Annotated in this window: 8 protein-coding genes; 3 read left to right on the top strand and 5 right to left on the bottom strand. The window is 65.9% G+C overall.

Features of this window, described 5'->3' with window-relative positions:
• Window positions 1-10 precede the first annotated feature (10 nt).
• The 5 genes from WK25_RS21210 to WK25_RS21190 all read right to left on the bottom strand — a co-directional run bounded on the left by WK25_RS21210 (window position 11) and on the right by WK25_RS21190 (window position 17,282).
• Window positions 11-331: a hypothetical protein gene (locus WK25_RS21210; RefSeq protein ID WP_069242661.1), complete on the bottom strand. Its 321-nt coding sequence runs from the start codon at window positions 329-331 to the stop codon at window positions 11-13.
• Window positions 328-12,180, bottom strand: coding sequence for an EndoU domain-containing protein (locus WK25_RS21205; protein WP_083253062.1), 11,853 nt, complete (start codon window positions 12,178-12,180; stop codon window positions 328-330). Before WK25_RS21205 ends, WK25_RS21210 begins: the two co-directional genes overlap by 4 nt.
• Before the next feature lie 205 nt (window positions 12,181-12,385).
• Window positions 12,386-13,306: a peptidylprolyl isomerase gene (locus tag WK25_RS21200; RefSeq protein ID WP_040140961.1), complete on the bottom strand. Its 921-nt coding sequence runs from the start codon at window positions 13,304-13,306 to the stop codon at window positions 12,386-12,388.
• Between the two features lie 11 nt (window positions 13,307-13,317).
• On the bottom strand, window positions 13,318-15,144 hold the full coding sequence (locus tag WK25_RS21195; RefSeq protein ID WP_413464103.1) for a ShlB/FhaC/HecB family hemolysin secretion/activation protein: 1,827 nt from the start codon (window positions 15,142-15,144) through the stop codon (window positions 13,318-13,320).
• Window positions 15,144-17,282 (bottom strand): filamentous hemagglutinin N-terminal domain-containing protein, encoded by a 2,139-nt coding sequence (locus tag WK25_RS21190; protein WP_156789081.1) that lies wholly within the window; start codon window positions 17,280-17,282, stop codon window positions 15,144-15,146. The genes WK25_RS21195 and WK25_RS21190 overlap by 1 nt, the downstream gene beginning before the upstream one ends.
• Window positions 17,283-17,699: 417 nt before the next feature.
• On the opposite strand from WK25_RS21190, the gene WK25_RS21185 reads away from it, so the two are divergent.
• From WK25_RS21185 to WK25_RS21175, 3 genes are all read left to right on the top strand, one after another.
• Window positions 17,700-18,326 (top strand): LysE family translocator, encoded by a 627-nt coding sequence (locus WK25_RS21185; protein WP_040139225.1) that lies wholly within the window; start codon window positions 17,700-17,702, stop codon window positions 18,324-18,326.
• Between the two features lie 12 nt (window positions 18,327-18,338).
• Complete coding sequence (locus WK25_RS21180) at window positions 18,339-19,100, top strand: class I SAM-dependent methyltransferase (protein WP_069242659.1); 762 nt, start codon at window positions 18,339-18,341, stop codon at window positions 19,098-19,100.
• A 212-nt stretch (window positions 19,101-19,312) separates the two neighbouring features.
• Window positions 19,313-20,608, top strand: a complete 1,296-nt coding sequence (locus WK25_RS21175) for an O-acetylhomoserine aminocarboxypropyltransferase/cysteine synthase family protein (protein ID WP_069242658.1) — start codon at window positions 19,313-19,315, stop codon at window positions 20,606-20,608.
• Window positions 20,609-20,768 lie beyond the last annotated feature (160 nt).

Below are 20,768 nucleotides of genomic sequence, written 5' to 3'. Positions count from 1 at the left end.
GTATCAAGCTCTATCGCGATGGACGCTTGTCAAATCGCTTGTCCCTTTCCGATTCAGACTTGAACTCCACAAGCAGTCCCACCTCCAGAAGTTTTACCGCTGCCGCGCCGGTCACTCTGAACGGAATGCTCTCCAATGCTCCCACAATGTACTCGTATGCGAGCCCATACTCTCCAGCATGATCAATAAACTCGCCGATCTGAGCCAAATGCTCCGCATAGGTGAGCCCATCCGGCGGGTAGTATTGGGAAACTTCGGGTTGAGCCCTCATCTCATTAAGAATAAAATTTAAATTACCTTCAATCAACGCATCGTCAGAAATTTCATTCATTTCGGATTTCTCGGCAAGTTTGTAGGATAGCCAGTAACAATTCGACCTTTCGCGGGGTCGATAACAACTTTAACGTCAACGCCTTTGATCGTACCAGTGCCAGTTATGTAGCCATTTTTTGGTGCCGGTTTCGACCAAATTGTATTGGGATTCGTCGCGATATCAGAAATAGCGTTAGCTATATCTTGTGCGCTCCAGGTCGCTGGAAATTCAGACTTCCCTGGTTTTCCAATCCCAAACAAATGCCCTCCGGAAGTAGGTCCATCACCATAGAGAACATGGGTCTCCGCTTTAGGATCCAGCAAAGAATAGTTGCCGGCTTCTGGGGTGGATGACGTTCCTTCCTTGTCGCTCGCCGTGCTACCCGATTCGTTGCCGTCATTCCCGCCACTGCCGATAGTCAATATTGGACCAAACTTCGGCAGAGTAAAAGCGGCCGGAGCCGGCATCACGATCGGGATACAGGGCCCTGCTGCCATCGGCATACAGGTCTGTAGTAGAGTCACCCCCGCAACCGTAGAGTTCCCGGCCCGCCGCGCCTGCGATCCGCCACTCAAGTCGTCATCGTTGCCGCCGCCCGACGTATCTGGTAACTGCGGTTGATTATCATGCGAGTCGTTTGATGCCGTGGCCCTAGTCGCCGCTCCGGATCCTGCTATAGCAGACGCCATGAGCGGAGAGGTCAGTAACAGCGCACGACAAAAAGCATTCTGCCCGCAAGCCTGAACGATCTTCTCTACATGGTTTTCGGCGTTATTAGTTGCCTCGTTGCCCGCCCACGTTGCCGCGGCTTGCGCATTAACGCCCGCCAGCCCGGCTGCCAAACCACCACTAAGCATGGACAGCGTCGTCACTTCCGCTAGCTGTGTGGTCGTCAGCGGCGCTCCAGCCGGGTCGAACGCCACGATCGCCAACGGAGCCGCGACGGCGCTGGTCGCTCCGCCGATCGCACCGGCAGCACAGCCAGTTCCCGTTGCAGCGCTCGCTGCGCATCCAAGAAGTCCATTGGCCGCGACGTTCTCTATCGTAAGCGGATCAGTTCCCTGCCCAATCGCATACGCACCAGCCGCGGCCGCATCCCGAATGAAACTATCTCGCAAACTATCGAGGAAACTTCCCCCGCCAATGAGCGTCTGCGTACCGGCCTGAATCGCGGCATTGGCAGACAACGCCAACGCTGCGGTCGGAAGCGACCCCGATACTGCCCCCGCTTGCGGCACCAGCGCATTACCCGTCGTCTGCACACCGGCCAGCGCCGAAAGGGACGGCGCACTTCCTTCGAATGCGGCATTTGCATTGAAGCCGAACGAACCGGTGCTGCTGTCAAACGTGATGCCGTTCGTCAGACCGGCCGTCACCGCTCCGATCAGACCGTTCTTCAAGCTCGCGCCGAAATCGATCTGACCGGTAGCAACGACCTGGCCTAGCGCGCTCGACGCAAAAGAGCTCAACCCGACCGCGATCATCGTGTTGGCCAAGCCGCCAACGGCCAGCGAACCCCCTGCTGCGCTTGCTGCAGCAGTGATGGCAGCCCCCGTCAACCCTTGCTGAGCTGCCATAAACGCTGCCGTGGTCGCCGCTTCAGCGGCCCCCGACATCGACGCAATCGCAGCAGATATCTCCGGTTGCATCATGATCGCTGCAGCAACGGCGACGACCATCGAGAAGATCTGCGTCATCCCGAACGAGCCGCCTTCCTTCACGAAATCCTGATGAAGGTTGTCGCTCAGCGCCGTCTGCGTGAAATTGCCGCCAAGCTGTTGTTGAAGCGCGGCGAGCGCCTGCTGCGTGCCGGCTTGGTCAACCGTCCCATCTGCCGCCAGCTTCTGCAACGCCCCACCGATCTGGTTGAGCGTCTGCACGTTCAGGTCCATGTTCGCCGCGCTCATGAACCCGCCCGGCTGCACGACGGTGCCCGTCGTCTTCAGATACCCGCCATCGACCTTCTGCCAGATCTCGCCGACGTCAACCTGATTCGCCTGATTCGTCAGCGTGTGCGTATCGACGCTCAGCGTCCCCGACGCCGTGATGCTCCCCGTATTCAGAATGCTGCCGCTGCCGTCCTGATTGAACTTCAGCGTGACGTCGTGCCCCGAGATGTTCCCGCCCCCCGACATCGCCTGCGTGTCCACCGGCAGATACACCTGCGGCATCAGCGCGGTGATCGTCGGGCACGTCGCGGTGCCCGTCGCGTGACACGTCGGGTCCGGCACGGTCTGTTCGACGTACCACAGCATCGGCTTGTCGAGCGCGTTGATCTGCTCCTGCGTCAGGGCGGCGCCGAGTTGCAGGTCGTGCGCCTTCGAGTAGTCGATCGCGTTCTGGTACAGGTACATCTTTTCCTGCGCCGTCACCGACAGGTTTTTCTCATTGTCGTACGTCAGCCCATCGACGAAGCTCGACTTGCCGGTCTGCTTCAACGCCGCCTGCTGCAACAGCAGATCCTCTTCCTGCGGGTTGTAGTAGAACAGCGTCGACGACGGCTGCAGCGCAGATGGCAGATTGTTCAGCAAGTCTTGCGGCCCGAGCGAGCCAAGCACGGAACCGCCGAGCGACGCATCGACGTACGACGCGGCGCCCGCTACCGGCGTCGGCAGCTTGCCCGTACCGACTGCACGAGGCACTGACAGGTTCAGCCCCGGCAAGTCCACCGGGCTCAGCGAAATGACCTGCGACGGCGCATTGACACGCGGCGTGTAGGTGTTCGCGGTCGTGATCCCGTTGATCAGCTTCTGGCCCGTCAGCGATACGTACGTGCCGAGCACGTTGCCGACGTTCTGGATCTGTCCGCTCGACGAGATCGACAAGTTCGGCGCCTGGATCGTCGCCGCGATGTTGCCGACCGGCGTCGGCGGATCGATGGTGCCGCCCGTGCTCGTGTATGCGCTTCCGTACAACGCCTTGCACTGTTCGGGCGTGCCGCACGCCCAGATGTCGTGACGCTTGTCGCTGCTGAACATGCCCGTTTCCTGCACCCAATGTGAGTGCCAGTAGGCGTTCAGCACCTGCGCCTCGTTTACCACGGGCCCGGCGACCGCGATCGTCGCGTTGTTGCCGGCCGCGATGAGGCTGCCGATATTCGTCAGGCTGCCTGCGTTGATCTGCAGGTTGTTCCCTGCGCTGATCGCCGACGAGCTGCCCGACTGCTTGTCGACGTAGCCTTCGCAGTAGCTTTCCTTGTAGCCGCCGGCAGTCATGCAGCCCGAGTACTGCTCCTGCTTGCCGTAGTTCTCGTGTACCGGAACGGGCGGGGGCAGGTTGTTCGTGATCGCGCCCGACACGTTCAGCTTGATGTCGTTGCCCGCCACGATGTTGCCCGACGTGTTGTTCAGACTTTGCGCAGGCGTGGTCGAGCTTGCGGTCGAACCGACACCGCCAATGACTATGTCGTGCCCGGCGAGCAAGTTGCCGTATGTGTTGTTGATCTGCCCGGCGGCGATGACGAGATCGTGACCTGCGTAGATCGTCGCGTCGTTCTGGCTGTAGCCGAACGTCGTCGTGGTCGGGTTGTTGCCGCGAGGTTGGCCTGCGTTGCCGCATGCCGAGTTCGGCACGCCGGATGCGCAGCCGACCTGGCTCGAGTAGTTTTGCTGGTTGCCGCCTTGGTTGGTCAACGAGCCGGACGTGATAGCAACGTCGTTGCCGGCGTACAGCAAACCCTCGTTGGTCAGATTGCCGCCACCGATCGTCAGATTGCTGCCCGCCGCGATCATGCCCGTCGGCGTCGTGAAGGTCACCGTGCCAGTGGACGCAGGCGCGCCTGCGCCCTTGTTGATCTGGAACGTGGTCGGCAGGTAAGGCGACCCTACCTGGCAATAGTTACCCCCGTCGCAATTGAACGCGCCGGTCGGGTTGCCTGTGCCCTGAACCCCGATCGTTCCGAGTGCCGCTAGTTGCGCCAGAAAATTCGCGTACTGTGTCTGATCGACATAAGTCGCATTGTTGACCGTCATGGTCGGTGCAACCGCACCGTTGCTCAGCGACTGGACGTTGAGCGCGATGTTGCCTTGCGCCGAGATCTGTCCACCTTTATTCGACAGGGTTCCGGCCGTCAACGTGATCGAACCGCCGGCGGAGATCACGCCTGATGTTCCGGCTTGCTGATTCGTCGTCGTTTGATAGACCGTCGGCAGCGTGAATGTCGCCGATTGGAGCGCGCCGGCAGCAGGCCCCGTTCCGACGAACCAGTAGTTCGAATACTGCGAAACACCGTGGTCATTGACCCCGGTCAAGACACGATACTGATTGAATGTCACCGTGCCCGAGGTCGCGACCGGATCGGAAGCCGTCAACAAGCCGCTGTTTGTAGTCGATCCGGTCGGCGCCAGCAGGCCACCGAGCGTCGCGGACGACGTCACGTAAGCTGCCGATACAGTTTGCTCATGGCCTGAGATCTTTTCGTAGCCGGCCGTCACCGTGCCGATCGACCCTGACATCAGCAGCGCCGGGTCGCTGACCTGTGTGGTCGTCGTGACGGCTCCCTGCGGAGCAGTCTGATCGTTGATCACCTGCGCAGCAGAGATACCAATGTTCCGGCCGGCGAATATCGAGCCGCCCGTATTGACCAGCGAACCACTCAGATTGAAATTCGCGTCGCCGCGCGACTGCGTCGTCGCACCCTGGTTGTCGTAGTTGCCGCCATTGACGGTCAGAACACTACCCGCCTCGACCGTGCCGCGATTCGTGGTATCGCCATTCAGCGTCAGCGCATTGTCCGCATGCATCACCGCGCCGGCCGCATTGTTCAACGTGCCGTTGAACGTCACATCGGCCCCGGTGACCTGCCCGTGATTCTCGAAGCTCCCACCGGCCGTCAGCGTCAACGGCGACGTCCCGGTGATCGTGCCGCTATTCGTGATCCCGTTCAGCCCCGTCAACGAAACGCTCTGCCCGCCGTAATTCCACGTGCCGCCGACATTCACGTACCCGGCGGTGATGGAAAGATTGCCGCCCTGGCTAATCGTCCCCTGCGACGGATCGAACGCCATGTTGACCGCGCTGATCCCCATGTTCCGTTGCGCGAGCAACTGTCCGCCCGCGTTATAGAACGCGCCATTGCCGCCGTTGATCGTCAGCGACACGTCGCCGATCGCGCCGGTCGCGGCCTGCGGGTTCCCTGCAAAAATGATCCCGTTCTGGTTGTTCAGCGTCCCGGTGTTGATGTTGAGCGCATTCACGGCCATCAGCGAGCCGCCGACGTTCGTCAGCCCGCCACCGACCGTGACGTTGGTCGTCGTGCCGTTCACGAGCCCCGCGTTCGCGAAGTTCGACGCGTTGATCGTCGTCGTGCCGATCGATGCGAGCGACGCGCCGGCCGCGTTCGTCAGACTCGACGCCGACACGCCGAGCGATCCGGCCAGCACGTTCGCCGCGTTGTACAACCCGTTCTGCGACGTAAGCGTCGCGGTGCCGACGACGTTCACCGCTTTCCCGCCGGCCAGCGTGAGCTGGTTCGACGCCTGCGCGACCTGCGAACCGCCGACCGTCGCATTGCCGAGCGTCACGTTCGCGCCGTTCACCTGCAGGTTCTGCGATGCGACGAGCGACGCATTGCCGGCATCGACCGTTCCCTGCGCGGAAACGGTCACGCTCTTCGAGCCGGTCGCCGAACCGCTCAGCGTCACGTTGCCGCCGGACACGCCCAACTGCCCCGCGACAACGCTGTTGCCGCTCAACGTAACGGTTTGTCCCGCGTGCAACGCCGTGTCGCCGTTCGACGACACGCCCGCGACGCTCACATTGCCGCTCACGCCGTTGACGTTGACGGAGCCCATCGAAGCCACGCCGCCTGCGAGCGAAACGTTGTTCGCCGCTTGAACGGCGACATTGCCGCCCGACTGCAACGCGCCACCGAACGTCACACTGCCCGCATTCGACCTCGCCGATACATCGCCGACCGCGGTCGTGGCACCGAACGACATGTCGCCGCCCGACACCGCCGTGAACTTGCCGGCGCCCTGAACCGCGCCGAGTACAACGCCGCCGCCGGCATTGACGACGATGTCCTTGCCGTACGTCAGCGCGCCGCCACCGGCGATCGCGCCGCCTGCGTTGATGTCCGCCGCGCCGAGGCCGAACAGTGCGCCGCCGAGCGTCATCGCGCCGCCCGACGTCAGCGTCGTATCGCCGTTCACGAGCCCGCCGGACAGCAGCGCCAATCCGCCGCCTGCACCCGCACGCAAATTCCCCGTCGACACCACCGCCCCACCGACGCCGAGATTGCCCGACGTGGCCGTCAGCGTCGCGTCGCCATTCGAATTGATCGCGCCTGCGATACCGAGGTCGCGTCCGGCGGTCACGCTTAACGCACCGCCGCTCGACGCCCCGCCGCCGACGCCCGCATCGCGCGCCGCCGTGATCGTCGTCGCCTTGCCCGACGCAAGCGTGCCGTTCACCATCGCGTCGCCGGCGCCGTTGCGGCCCTGCGCTTGCAGACCGATCGCGCCGCCCGCCTGCACCGATCCGGCCGAAAGATCGTTGCCTGCCGTCATCGCGAGATCGCCGTTGGTCGCAACGCTGCCCGCAACCGCGATACTGCCGCCCGCATTGACCGTTGCCTGTTGCGCGAACGCGATCGAGCCCGCGCTCACCGAGCCGCCCGCCGTCAACGTGCCGCTTTGCTGCGCACCGATGCCGCCCGCCAGCGTGACGTCGCCGCCGGCATTCATCGACGCGTTGCCGCCCGCCACCGTCTGTCCGGCGACGGCAATGCCTTGCGCCGCGCCGACGTTCAGGTTGCCCTGCGTCGTCAGGCTCGCCGCGCTCGCGCTGCCGCCCGATGCGGTGATGCCGAGATCGCCGGCCGAATTGACGGCCGCAAGTGCGACACCGCGCGTCGCATCGATCGTCGTCGTGCTGCCGGTATTGATTGCGCCCGCAACGGTTACGTCGCGCGCCGCCTGCAGTTGCATTGCGCCGAATGCGGTCGCCGCACCGCCGAACGTCACGTCGCCGCCGCCGGCAGCGCCCTTCGCGGTCACGGCGAGATTGCCGCTGACGGCCTGCACGCTGCCGAGCCCCGCATTGTTCGCGCCGGTCACGTTCACCGTCGCACCTTGCAGCGTGCCGGTCAGCGCCACGTCGTGCGCGGCGTCCACTGTCGCCGCCTGTGCGAATGCGGCCGAGCCCGTCCCGGTGATGTCGCGTCCCGCACTCAGCGTGCCGTCGAGTTGTCCGGCCAGCGCGCCGGTCAACGCGATATCGCGGCCGGCCTGCACGCTGGTTTGTTTCGCTACCGCGATCTGGCCGCCGAGCTGCGTATCGACGCCGGACACGCTGTTGAACGAACCCGCGGTCGTCGTCGTGCCGGTCAGCAGGACGCTCCCGTTCGTTGCGCTCGCGCTCAGATCGCCCTTCGATTCCACGCCGCCGCTAACGGACACGTTGCGCTGCGCAGTCAGCGTCAGCACATCGCCGCTGCCGAGCGTGCCGCCGACCGACACGTCGCGCGCGCCGGTCACGCTCACCGCGCGCTGCGCCGATGCCGCGCCCGTAATGCCCGCGTCGCCTTCGCCGGCGTTGCCGTTCGCGGCCAGCGTCAGCGTGGTCGCCGACGCCGCATCGTGCAGCGACGCATTGTTCCCGCCCGTCACCGTGATCGCGGCCGCCTGCACGCCGCCCGTCAGCGCAACATCGTGCTGCGCCGTGTAGTCCGCGTTCGCCGCAAACGCCTGCTTGCCGCCGCCGTTGATATCGCGACCAGCCGTCACCATGCCGTTCGCCTGACCGACCATCGTGCCGTTCAGCGTGGCGTCGCGGCCGGCCGTCAGCGTCGCATCGCCGATCGCGCTGGTGCTCGCGCCGAGCGACAGGTCGAGACCGGTTGCGATATCGAGCTTGCCGCCGCTATTGATCCCGCCGGTCGCATTCAGGCTGCCTTGTTGCGCGACGAGCGCAGCGTCGCCGACCGACTCGATCGCGCCGCCCACCGCAACGTTCCGCTGCGCGGTGATGCCAACCGTCGAGCCGCTCGCGACCTTGCCGCCGACCGAGACATCGTTCTGCGCGAGCGCGGTGATGGCGCCCGCAGCGGCGACCGAGCCGTCGATGCGCAGGTCGCCCGCGCCGGTCGCGGTATTCGTGCCGTTCGCGCGCAGCGCGATCGTACCGGTCGCTTCGACGTTGTTCACGGCCGCATTGCCGGCCGCCGTCACATTGACCGACTGCCCTTGGATCAGCCCCTGCTGCGCGACATCGCGCGCAGCGTCGAGCGTCGCTTGCTGCGCGAACGTCAACGTCCCTGCGCCGACGATGTCGCGCGCAGCCGTGACGCTGCCTTGCCCTTGCCCGGCCACCGTGCCGCTCACGTTCACGTCGCGACCGGCGATGAGCGTCGTGTCGCGCGATACGGTCGTGCTGCCGCCGAGACGGACGTCGTTGCCGGCCTGCGCGTCGAACGCGCCATTGCTTGCGATTGCGCCCGTCGATTCGATGCTGCCGCCTATCGCCAGCAACGATGTTTTGCCGGCAGACTGCAGCGAACCGCTGACGTCGATATTGCGCGCCGCGGTCAACGCAACGTCTGCGCCGCCCGTCGCCGCACCCGTCACGCTCAGGTCGTTCCCCGCACCGAGCACGAGCGCCGACGCGGCCTGCACGTCATGCAGCGTCGCCGATCCGCCGGCCGCCGTCTGCACGTTGCCGCCGCGCAGCGAACCGGTGAGGTTCGTATCGCCGCCCGAGGTAACGCTGGCCGCGAGCCCGAAAGCAATGGCCGCCGCGCCGCTTATCGCGCCGCCGGCGTTCAGCGTGCCGTTGCCTTGCGCGACGACGGATCCGTTCATCGTCAGGTCGCGCCCTGCGTCCACGCTCAGATTGCCGAGCGACGACGTCGATTGCGCACCGAGATCGACCGATTGCGCGGCGCTCACCGAAAGATTTCCGCCCGACTGGATCGTGCCGGTGCTCGTGAGCGATCCGGCCGCATTCGTCAGTGTGACGTCACCGTTCGACTGAACCGTGCCGCCGATAGACGTATTGCGGCCGCCGCCGATCACGAGGCCGCTCGCGGTTCTCAACGTGCCGTTGACGGTCACGTCGCGCGCCGCGCCGATCGTCCCGCCCGCGAGCGAATTGACGTTGCCGCCGATCGAGATGTCGCCGCCGCGCGTGGCCAGCTGCAGCGCCGCGTTCGCCTGCACGTCGTTCAGCGCGATCGAATCGGCCGCGGCCATCGATACGACTCGTCCTTGAAACGCGCCGGTCACATCGATGTCGCGGCCCGCGTTCAGTGTCGTGTCGCGCACGAAGCCGCTGTTGCCACCGGCAACGATGTCGCGCGCAGCCGTGAGCGTCGCAGCGCCCTGCCCGGCGAATGCGCCGCCGATCGTCAGATCCTGCCCGGCCGTCGCCGCAACGTCGCCCGTCACGGTCGTCGCGCCGGTCAGCGCGACATCCTGCGCGCCCTGCACCGTCAACGCGCCCGCGCCGTTCAACGTGCCGGCTGACGTGACGCTACCGGTCGCCGCCGTCAACGCGAGATCGCCGACGGCCTGCACGGTGCCGCTGCCGTTCACGGTCACGTTGCGTTGCGCTGCAAGGGCGACCTGCGCGCCGCCGGCCAGCGTGCCGTTCACGACGACGTCGCGCGCCGCATGCACGTCGGCCGCGCCGAGCGCCGCCGCGTTGCCGTTGAACGTCACGTCGCCGCCGCCGGCGACGCCATTTGCCGTCACGCCGAACGCGCCGCCCACCTGAACCGTCGCGAGATTTACGCTGTTGCCGGCGTCGACCTGCAAGCCGTTCGCAAGCAGCTTGCCTGCGAGCGCGACGTCGTGCGCGGCGTTCAATGCGCCGGTCTGGCCGAACGCGATCGAACCGCTGCCGGTGATGTCGTTGCGTGCGCTCAACGTTCCGTTGCGCTGAACGATCACGACGCCCGATGCATCGACGTTGCGTCCCGCGTCGAGCCGCGCGTCGGTACCGATCATCAGCGAGCCGCCGACCGCCGCATCGCGTGCGACATCGGCCGTAAACGTCGTGCCGCTCGCGAGCGAGCCGCCGACGCTCAGATCGCGCCCGGTATGCACGCTGACCGCGTTGTGGGCCGTCGCCTGCGATTCGATTGACGTGTCGAGTCCGGACATCAATGCAAGATCACCGCCGCTCTTCACCGCTGCGCGGGTCGTGAGATTGCCCTGCACGGCCGCGAGCGAGAGATCGCCGGACGTTTGCAGCGCCGCGCTGACGGTCGCATTGCGCTGCGCGCTCGCTTGCAGCGTGTCGCTGTTCGTCTGGCCGTTCACGTTGACGTCCCGCGCCGCCTGCACGGTCGTTGCGCCGGTCACGACCGACGTGCCGTTCAGGCTTACGTCGCCCGCGCCGTCCGTGCCGCGCGCGGTGACGGTCAGTGCACCACCGCCCTGCACGTCGCCGAGCGCGACGTTCGTGCCGGCGGCGATTGCCATGTCGCCCTTGGCCTGCGCATTCGCAATGTTCGCGTTGCCGCCGGCCGAAACGGCAAGCTTGCCGCCCGACTGGATCGAGCCCGTCGACGTCACGTCGCCGTTCGCATCGATCGCATAGCCACCGACGCCGATGTGCGCACCGGTCATCGACACGTTGCCCGTGCTGCGGAGCGTCGCCTGCTGCTGTGCGGCGGAGCCGGCCACCGATACGTCGCCGTTCGCCGACATCAGCAGGTCGCCGGCATTCGCGGCAAGCTGCGCATCGGCCCGCACGCCCATCCCGGCCGCGGTGCTGATCACCTGGATCTGGCCGGCCGTCATCGCGCCGAACGCGGTCGCGTCGATCGCGAGTGAACGATTTGCGCCGCCGTTCGCCGCATTGATTGCCGCGGCGGAGTTGTCGGAGCCGTTCGACGCCGTGCCGTACGTGGTGCCGTAGGCGTCCACTGCCGCCGGCGTCACGAACTGGCGGCCGGCGATCGCGTTGATGCGCGTGCCGGCATACAACGGCGCGTTGATGCCGATCGTCTCGCCGATCAGATCGATCGTGCCGACGGTCCCCTCGATCCCCGCACCCGGCCCGTTGACGCCTGCATTGCCCTCGATCTGCAGATGGCCGCCGGTTACGTTGTAGCCGATGGCCTTCGCATTCGCGAAGTCCGTCGCCGTGCCGCCAACGCCGCTCACGAACTGCGGCACGCCGGTCGACAGCGTGACGCCGATCGTGTTGGTGAAGCCGGTGCCGCGCGTCGTGATCCCGTTCGGATTCGCAATGACGACGGCCGCGGGCGCACCGAACACTTCGAGGGGGCCGTTCAGCAGGCTTGCATATGCGTTGCCCGTCGACGTGACCTGGTTGACGATCACGCTTGCGGTGCGGCCGCCCAGGTTCGGGTTCGCCTGCACGTTGCCGCCGGTCAGCGATGTGCCCGACATCAGGCTGTTGTTGAGAATCAGCCCGACCGGATCGATATTGAATTGCTGATACTGGTTCAGCGAAATGCCGGCCGCATTCGGCGCGGTGATATTGACGACCGGCACACCGCCGCCCGCGCCGGTCGATTGCGTGATCGCCGGCTGGAACGAGATCGGCGCCGTCGGGTCGGTGATCGGCGCGGCGGCCGCGACCTGCATCGAGAAGTGCACGCGCAGCGACGCGAGATCGTGCAGCCGCTGCCATCCGTCGTCGTCGATCCGGCGGTCGCCTGCGCCGAGCACGCCGGCCGCGGCACGGCACTGCTCGACCGTCACCGTGATCGGTCCGATGAACATCGTCAGCGCAACGAGCGCGCTGGTCGCGCGTTGCCACCAGCGATACGAGCGCAGGGTTGGCGCAGCCGCGAACAAACGCGGCGCACATGCCGCCAGCCGCGCGCGCGCGCCGATTCGCGCCGCGCCGGCGGCGGCAAGCTGCTGCAGGATCTTACGCTTGGACGTGTTCATCTTCTGTTATTCGCTTCGTTTTTTGTGGCTTGCTCCGTACGCCATCGGCCGGCCGACCGTGGCGCCGTGCGATGCCGGATTTCCCCGCCCGGCACCGCATGCGTGTTCGCCGGTCGTTACCCGGCGCGACTGCCTGCTCTCTGCGATTTACTGCTATCCGCGGCTTACGCTTACCGCTTACCGCTTACCGCTTGCCGCTTGCCGCTTACTGCTGAATGCGCGCGCCGCGAATCAGATCCGCGACCACCTGTGCGGTTGCCTTCTCCATCGCGACCTGCTCGAGCTGCTGTCGCAGCGTGTCTTTTGCCTGATCGAACGTCGGCACCTGCGTCGGGCGCTTGTCGTCGGCGCGCACGATCCAGTACACGTCGCCGACCTGCACCGGCTCGCGCGTCAGGCCGCCCTGCGGCAGCTTCACGAGAGCTTCGGCAAGCGGCTGCGGCCAGTTCTGCGTGTGGCCGGCTTCGATCGGCGTCTTGAACGAGATCCAGTTCAACGCGCCGCCTTGTGCGGCGGCCGGACCCTTGCTGAACTGCTGCGCGAGCTTGCCGAAGTCCTCGCCCTTCCTGAGCCGCGCAATGATTTGCTTCGCGGTGTCCGCGTCGTTCACGGCGATCACGCTCGGCTTGTATTCGTTGTCGCCGAGCGTCGCGACGATCGCGTCGTAACGCGCCTTCACGTCTGCGTCCGTAACCGGCGCCGGCTTCACCTGATCGCGCAGGTATGCCTGCGTCATCGCCAACGCCTTCGCTTGCTCGACCGCGGCCACGACCTGCGGCTTCGTGTCGTAGTGCTGCTTCAGCGCCGCCTGGCGAAACAGCTCGCGCGCAATCAGCTGATTCTTCAGCGCCGCCCGCAGCGCGGGCGTATCGGGCGCTTTCGACGCGCGCACCGCTTCGTCGATCTGCGCTTGCGCGATCGGCACGCCGTTGACGCTCGCGACCGCATCGGCGGGCATGGCGGCGGTTGCGTCCACGGGTTTCTTCGCCGCCTTGTTCAGCGCGTATGCGTGCGTCGCCACGGTGCAGCACAGCGCCGCGGCGAAAAGCGCGGCGCCGAGCTTGCGCAAGCGCGCCGACAGATTCGATTGCATCGCGACCGTGCGGCCGTTCGACAGGCGATTCATGAGGTTCTCCATCAGTCCGACCAGTTGAGAGTTGCCAGCAGCACGGTGGCCTTCTTGCCGAGTGCTGCCGGTTGCGCGAGCGCCTGTCCGACCAGCACTTCGGCCGACACGGTCCCGCTTTTCAGGCGCCATTGCGCGCGCGTGCCGACCCCGGTGCCGACGAGTGTCGGCCAGCCGCCCTGCGCATTCAGATGCGTCTTGCCGCCGTCGAGGAACACGTACGGTTCGATGCGCGCGTCGTGCCATGCGGGCACGTTCTGCCACGCGAATTCGTTGCGAACAAACACGCCGCTGTCGCCCGCGATGCCGCCTTCCGTGAATCCGCGGACCGAGCTCATCCCGCCGAGAAAGATCTGCTCGTTGCCGAACAGCGCGACGCGGCTGTACTGCGCGCGCAGCGTGCCGCGATACGCCCACGCGGATCCGGCGAGCGTGCCGAGCGCGAACTGCAGCGTGCCGGTCGCGTCGAGCTTCGTGAACTGGCTGTGCGCGTCGTCGATGCCGATGTCCGGTGCGTCGTGGCTGGCGGCCAGCCACGGCAGCCCCTGCGATACGCCGACATCCCACGTCGCGGCCGCGCCCTGATCGCGCATCACGAACCGAGACAGCCCGTTCAGCGCGACGCGCAACACCGTCAGGTTCTGCGGAGACAGCGGAATGCCGTTCACGTCGCGCTCGGTGCGCAGTTTGTTGAGCGTCACGTCGACGCTCATGCGCCCGCGCGACGAGCGCACCAGCACGTCGTTCCAGCCGAGCATCTGGCTGAACGTGCGGCCCGCGAGCAGTGCGACGTCGCCGATCGCCTGCTGGTACTCGGACATCGACGCCGTATAGCTGAAGGTCTGATACCCATACGGCACCGCCGCCGAGAACACGATCGCGTTCGTGTCCTTCGTCCCGACGTAGCTGAACGACAACGATTCCTGCAGTCCGATCGCGTTGTCGGCTTCGACGCCGGCGCGATAGCGCGTCGTGCCCGTCTGCGAGCTGCCGTAGTTGTCGATGCCGAAGTCGTAGTGCAGCCGGTCGCCGTAGCGGTTCGAAATCGCGACGATGGAGTCCCCCGGCGCCTCGCCGGGCAGGATCCGGATTTCGGCCTGATTGCGCCGCAGCCGATTGATCTGGTCGACCCCTTGTTCGAGGTCGGGCAGCCGCAGCGGGTCGCCGGGCGCGCTCGCGAATGCCCATGCGGTGCCGGCTTCGGTCAGCAGGCCGCCGCCGCGCGCCTCGTACCACTTTTCGTCTGGATCGCGCGGCCGCAGCGGCTTGCCGTTCAGCGTCAACGCGGCCACGCGGCCCGGCACGACGTTGATCTTCAGCGTGCCGGACGCGAGATTCTGCGGCCCGAGGTATGCACGCGTCGTGATGTAGCCGCGTGCGATGAACGCTTCGGTCAACCGGCGCAGCAGCAGGTTGATCCGGTTGCGCCCGAGCTGTCTGCCGACGAACGGCGCCGCGATGCGGTCCCGTTCCGATTGCGCGAGTATCGTGTCGCCGCTGAATTCGATACGGTCGATCAGGAACGTCGGCGCCGCGTCGGGGAGCGTTTCGATGTCGGCGCCGGGCGGCAGGTCGGGCATCGCCGGTTGCTCGGGCAACGCGATCTGCGCAGGCGGCTGCGCGATTTCATCGCGGCGCTGCCGGTCGCGCTGCTCCTGCAGCAAACGCTGCGCGGGATCCTGTTCCGCACGCGGCACCGCGAGATTGGGCGGCAGCGCGCCGACGCCCGGCACCGGCCCGGCAGGCAGCGCGCCCGCGAGCTGCGCGTACGCGCAACGCGACGTCGCGCCGATCGTCAGCACGAGCGCCGCGGCAATGCGGGGCGGCATACGCAACATCACAGACCGAACCACGAAACGAGACCCATGTGATTGCCGTTGCCGATCGTCACGAGATCGCGATGCGGCGGCCGGATCGTCACGATGCCGCCTGCTGCCAGCACGCCTTCGGGCGCACTGTATGCGCCGCCTTCGATGTCGGCCTCGCCGGTCAAACGCACCTTGCCGGTTCCGCCAGTGAAGAGCCCGCCGGTGTCGGCCGCATAGATGGCTGCCCAGCGATTGCCGAACCATGCCTTCAGGTCGTGATTGCGGTTGATCACCGTGTAGCCGGGCAGGCCCTGCGCGAGCGTCTTCGGCGCGTCGAGCGTCAATGCGCCGAGCGCCAGCACCGTTCCACCGGTGTTCGTGATCTGCTGGCCCGCCTTCAGCGCGATGTCGGCCTTGGCTTCGATCACGCCGCCGAATGCCTGCACGCTCGACGATGCACTCGCGCGGCAGAAGATGAAGCACGATCGCCGGTACGATGCCTGCCCGGTGAAAATGGCTTGCGTGACGATGTTGTTGCGCGCGGCGATGTCGATCGCGCCGCCGTTCGACAGGATCGATCCGCCGATATTCGTCACGTTCGCGGCACGCATGGTCACATTGCCCGCATCGGCCGTGATGTACGCGAGTTTCGATGCGTCGGCCAGTTCGCCATAGTCGACGGTAAAGCCGTCGCTACGATGCTTGAAGAACAGGAAGCGGCCACCCTGCTCGGAGAAGCCGACCACCGCACCGTTCTGCACGCCGGTGCTGTGGTCGACGATGTTCTGCAGATCTCCGCCCGTGTGGATCGATACGCTCCGGTTCGACAGGATGCGTGCATTCCGGTTGACGACATCGGCGCCCGCAGTCAACGACACGTCGCCCTGAACGCCAAACAGGATGCCGATCCGCGTCTGCGGCTGCGACTGGTTCAGGATGCGGCCCGCCGCATTCAGCGTCACCGCGCCCGCCGAATCGGGGTCCGCATCGATTGCGGTCTGCCCTTGCACCAGCGATCCGACATTCACGATGTCCGCCGCACTCTTGAGGACTACGCCGCTCTGCGACGATGCCACGGTCGAACCCTTCATCGCATCGTCTGGATTTAGCGCGATGCCCGCGCCGTTCAGCTTCACACTGCCCGACGCCATCAGGCTGCTGCCTGTCAATGCAATCGCATCGGCGCCTGACACGTTCGCGTGGCCGCCGTTCGCCTTCACTTCGGTGTCGGTCAGCGTAATGCCGCCCTGCACGGCAACGTCGAGGTCTCGCGCGACGTTGACCTTCGCATTGGACATCTCGACGTTGCCGCTCGACGTCAGCGTGAAATCTCCCAGCGACGCATTCATTGCGCCAGCGCTGCGCACACCGGGGCCACGGTCCGTGACGATCAGCTGCACGCGTCCGCTCGTGACGCTGCCTGCGGCCGTGATATCGATCGCATAGGTCGATGCGGTGTCCGGGTCGTTCGTCGCGGTACGCGAGAGCCAGTCGTTGGCGTTATCGTTCGGCGACAGTCCCGTGTTCAGTTCGACGCGGCTGCGTCCGGCCAGCAGGCGCACGCCGGCCGTCGCGGACGAAAACGTATTGTCGATCGCGCCGTCGACGACGATGTTCTTTGCGATCAGATCCAGCCCGATCAGCGCGCCGGCCAGTCCGCCCGGGCCGACGACGATCGTGCCGGTCGACGTGTCGAGCACGATGTTGCGCTGTATCACGCCGGGCGCGATCTGCAAGTCATTGAAGCTCACGTTGCCGGTGGATAGCGCGACATGCCCCGTATTGACGAACGATCCGCCGTTGATCGTGATGCCGTTCGGGTTCGCGAGCACGACATTCGCGCGGGGTCCGGCTACCTCGATTTCGCCCTCGATCAGGCTGCGGTTCGTGCTCGTCACCTGGTTGACGATCGTGCGCGCGTTGATGCCGGCGTTGTTCAGCGTCGCGCCGGCGGCCGTCACGTTGAACGACGAATACGTGTTGCTCGATACCCCGGCGACCGCCGGTGCGAGGTTGACGAGTTGCCGGCCATTCGGGCCGACCGACACGCTCGTGGGCGTGCCGCCGTCCGGGACAATCCCCGAGGCGGCGGCGCAATGTGGCAGCAATCCGGCTACGGCAACGCAAAGGCACAGCGCGCGCCAGCCCCCGGTGCCTGCGCGCCCCATTGAATCGGTGCATCCCATTCTGATCTCGCGCACGGCTTCGCCGGCCGTGCGCCCTCGGTTTTTAGGTCGTGTGGTTGTACTGCTTTCGTCGTACTTTTATGCGATACCGAGGAAGGGTAACGGCGCAGGCGCGAGTTTCTTTAGGGCGCTTTATCGAATAATTTGCCTAATGGATTCGGGGTCCATATTACAAATTCATTTCACACGGGACACAACGCACCGCCCACCGGCTGCGCCAAGCGCTCACATCCAGCCGATAGATGCACAGCAGCACCGGGCGTCGCCGCAAATCATTGCGTACGTCGATTTTCCGGCCGAAAAGCCCGACCGGTGATGCTGAGCACCGCCGGCAGCCGTTCGCCGAAGCGAATACAATGCGTCGATCCTCGCCGCTGCGCCCATTCTCCCGGAGCCGCCATGTTCGACCTGACCACGCTGACCACCTTCACGGCTGTCGTCCTGGGCCTGTTCCTGATCCCCGGCCCCGCGGTGCTGCTCGTGCTGAGCCGCACCGTGCAGGGCGGCCGCAAGACCGGCATCCTCACCGGTCTCGGCGTGGCAAGTGGCGACTTCGTGCATACGCTGTTCGCGGCCGTCGGGCTGTCGGCGCTGCTGATGACGTCGGCACTCGCGTTCAACGTCGTGAAGCTGGTCGGCGCGGCCTACCTCATCTACCTCGGCGTGCGCGCGCTGCTCGACCGGCCGTCCGATCCGTCGCTGCCGAAGGTGTCGTCCGTCACGCCGCTGAAGGCGTACCTGCAGGCGATTCCCGCCGAAGTGCTGAATCCGAAGACCGCACTGTTCTTCCTCGCGTTCATGCCGCAGTTCGTGCATCCGGAACGCGGTTCGACGTTCGTGCAGTTTGCGGTGCTCGGGCTGATCTTCGTCGTGCTCAGCTCGCTCTACACGACGCTGATCGCGTGCTCGATCCGCCCGCTCGGCCGCGTGGTGAAGCGGCTCGCGTGGCTCACGCGCTGGCAGGGGAAGATCATCGGCTCGATCTTCATTGCGCTCGGCCTGCGCGTCGCGGTGCAGCAGCGCTAATGCGCGTGTCGCATGACGTCCGGCCCGGCATCCTCCGGCGATCTCCTTTATAGCGACCCGCGACTCGTCGCAGTCTACGACCTGTTCAATGCCGGCGATCGCGACTTCGCGTTCTACGCATCGCACATCGGCCCCGCGCGGCAACGGGTTCTCGACCTCGGCTGCGGCACCGGCACGTTCGCACGCCGGCTCGCGGCGGCCGGGCATGACGTCGTCGCGATCGATCCGGCACCGGCGATGATCGACCATGCGCGACGTCAGCCGGGCGCCAGCGCGGTCCGCTGGCTCGCGTGCGATCTCGGCGGCCTGCCGCCCGGCGCGCCGTTCGACGCCGTCGTGATGACCGGGCACGCCTTCCAGTGCCTCCTGACCGACGCCGACATCGAAGCAACGCTGCACGGCGCGCGGCGCGTGCTGGCCGACGGTGGCCGCTTCTTGTTCGAAACGCGCAACCCGCGCATCGAGCCGTGGCGAACATGGACGCCGCACGCGTCGGCATCCCGTGTCGAATCGCCCGAATTCGGCAGCGTGGAACTGCATCATGAAGTGACCGCGGTCGACGGCTCTATCGTGACGTTCGACACGTATTACCGCTTCCGCCGCGACGACACGGAGCTGAAAAGCACGAGCCGGCTGCGCTTCATCGCGCAGCGCGACCTGCAGGCACGCGTGGCGGCGGCCGGATTCTCGTCGACGGACTGGTATGGCGACTGGCAATGCGCGCCGTTCGACGACGCGACGAGTGCGGAGATCATCGCGATCTGCCACGCATAAGCGCAGAGCACCGCTCATGCGCGGCCACCGTGCTTCAAATGCCCGGCGTGTGCCGCGGACGATCGAGATCGGGAATCCATCGTGCACTTTCGCCGGCGACAAACGGCACTCCACACGCCGCGCCGCCATAAGCAACGCACCATTCGTTCTAAAGGAAGCACTGCACGTGCTCCTATAATCGCCCGACGATCACAACAACGAACGGAGCACCCATGACCGAACAGGCCTCTTCGAACTGGCGCCTCGAAACCATCGCCGTGCACGGCGGCTATCGCCCCGACCCGACCACGCGCGCGGTCGCGGTGCCGATCTACCAGACCGTTGCGTACGCATTCGACGACACGCAGCACGGCGCGGACCTGTTCGACCTGAAGGTGCAGGGCAACATCTACACGCGGATCATGAACCCGACAACGGACGTGCTCGAGCAGCGGCTCGCGGCGCTCGAGGGCGGCATCGGCGCGCTCGCGCTGGCGTCGGGACAGGCGGCGGTCACGTACGCGATCCAGACGATCGCGGAAGCCGGCGACAACATCCTATCCGCGAGTTCGCTGTACGGCGGCACTTACAACCTGTTCGCGCATACGTTGCCGCAATACGGGATCGCGACGCGCTTCGCCGACCCGCGCGACCCGGTGTCGTTCGAACCGCTGATCGACGCGCGCACGAAGGCGATCTTCGCGGAATCGGTCGGCAACCCGCTCGGCAACGTGACCGACATCGCCGCGCTCGCGGACATCGCGCATCGCCACGGCATCCCGCTGATCGTCGACAACACGGTGCCGTCGCCGTACCTGCTGCGCCCGTTCGAACACGGCGCCGACATCGTCGTGCACTCGCTGACGAAGTATCTTGGCGGCCACGGCACGAGTCTCGGCGGCGCAATCGTCGATTCCGGCAAGTTCCCGTGGGCCCAGCATGCGGATCGCTTCAAGCGGCTCAACGAACCCGACGTCAGTTATCACGGCGTCGTCTATACGGAAGCGTTCGGGCCGGCCGCGTATATCGGCCGCGCGCGCGTCGTGCCGCTGCGCAACATGGGTGCGGCGATCTCGCCGTTCAACGCGTTCCAGATCCTGCAGGGCATCGAGACGCTCGCGCTGCGCGTCGAGCGCATCAGCGACAACGCGCTGAAGATCGCGCAGCATCTCGCGCGCCACGAGCACGTCGAGTGGGTGAATTATGCAGGGCTACCCGATCACCCCGATCATCCGCTCGTTGCGCGCTATCTGTCGGGCCGTGCGCCCGGCATCCTGACGTTCGGCGTGAGAGGCGGCCGCGACGGCGGTGCGAAGTTCCAGGACGCGCTGAAGCTGTTCACGCGGCTCGTCAACATCGGCGACACGAAATCGCTCGCGACGCATCCGGCGTCGACGACGCACCGCCAGCTGTCGCCGGCCGAGCTCGCGAAGGCAGGCGTGAAGGAGGAAACGATACGGCTGTCGATCGGCATCGAGCATATCGACGACCTGCTCGCCGACCTCGATCAGGCGCTCGCACAGGTGTGAATCGACGCAGGCGCGCCGGGATTGGCCCGAACGCCTGCGCCCTCTGTCGCGACTTCGACAGCTCCAAGGTGCTCGGCACGACAACGTACCGTCGTGCGAGATCCCGCCTCGGTGGTCAAGCAATCAGACGGTTTCAGCCAGCGCGCGGCGTGATCGCCGC

Origin of the sequence: Burkholderia latens (assembly GCF_001718795.1) — a bacterium.
GTDB lineage: Bacteria > Pseudomonadota > Gammaproteobacteria > Burkholderiales > Burkholderiaceae > Burkholderia > Burkholderia latens_A.
This window is presented reverse-complemented; position numbering and strand designations above follow the sequence as displayed.

Excerpts from the sequence above, each read along its gene's own strand:
- WK25_RS21200 (WP_040140961.1), bottom strand. The coding sequence starts at position 13,306 with ATGAATCGCCTGTCGAACGGCCGCACGGTCGCGATGCAATCGAATCTG.
- WK25_RS21175 (WP_069242658.1), top strand. The coding sequence starts at position 19,313 with ATGACCGAACAGGCCTCTTCGAACTGGCGCCTCGAAACCATCGCCGTG.
- WK25_RS21205 (WP_083253062.1), bottom strand. The coding sequence starts at position 12,180 with ATGAACACGTCCAAGCGTAAGATCCTGCAGCAGCTTGCCGCCGCCGGC.
- WK25_RS21180 (WP_069242659.1), top strand. The coding sequence starts at position 18,339 with ATGACGTCCGGCCCGGCATCCTCCGGCGATCTCCTTTATAGCGACCCG.
- WK25_RS21185 (WP_040139225.1), top strand. The coding sequence starts at position 17,700 with ATGTTCGACCTGACCACGCTGACCACCTTCACGGCTGTCGTCCTGGGC.
- WK25_RS21210 (WP_069242661.1), bottom strand. The coding sequence starts at position 331 with ATGAATGAAATTTCTGACGATGCGTTGATTGAAGGTAATTTAAATTTT.
- WK25_RS21190 (WP_156789081.1), bottom strand. The coding sequence starts at position 17,282 with ATGGGGCGCGCAGGCACCGGGGGCTGGCGCGCGCTGTGCCTTTGCGTT.
- WK25_RS21195 (WP_413464103.1), bottom strand. The coding sequence starts at position 15,144 with ATGTTGCGTATGCCGCCCCGCATTGCCGCGGCGCTCGTGCTGACGATC.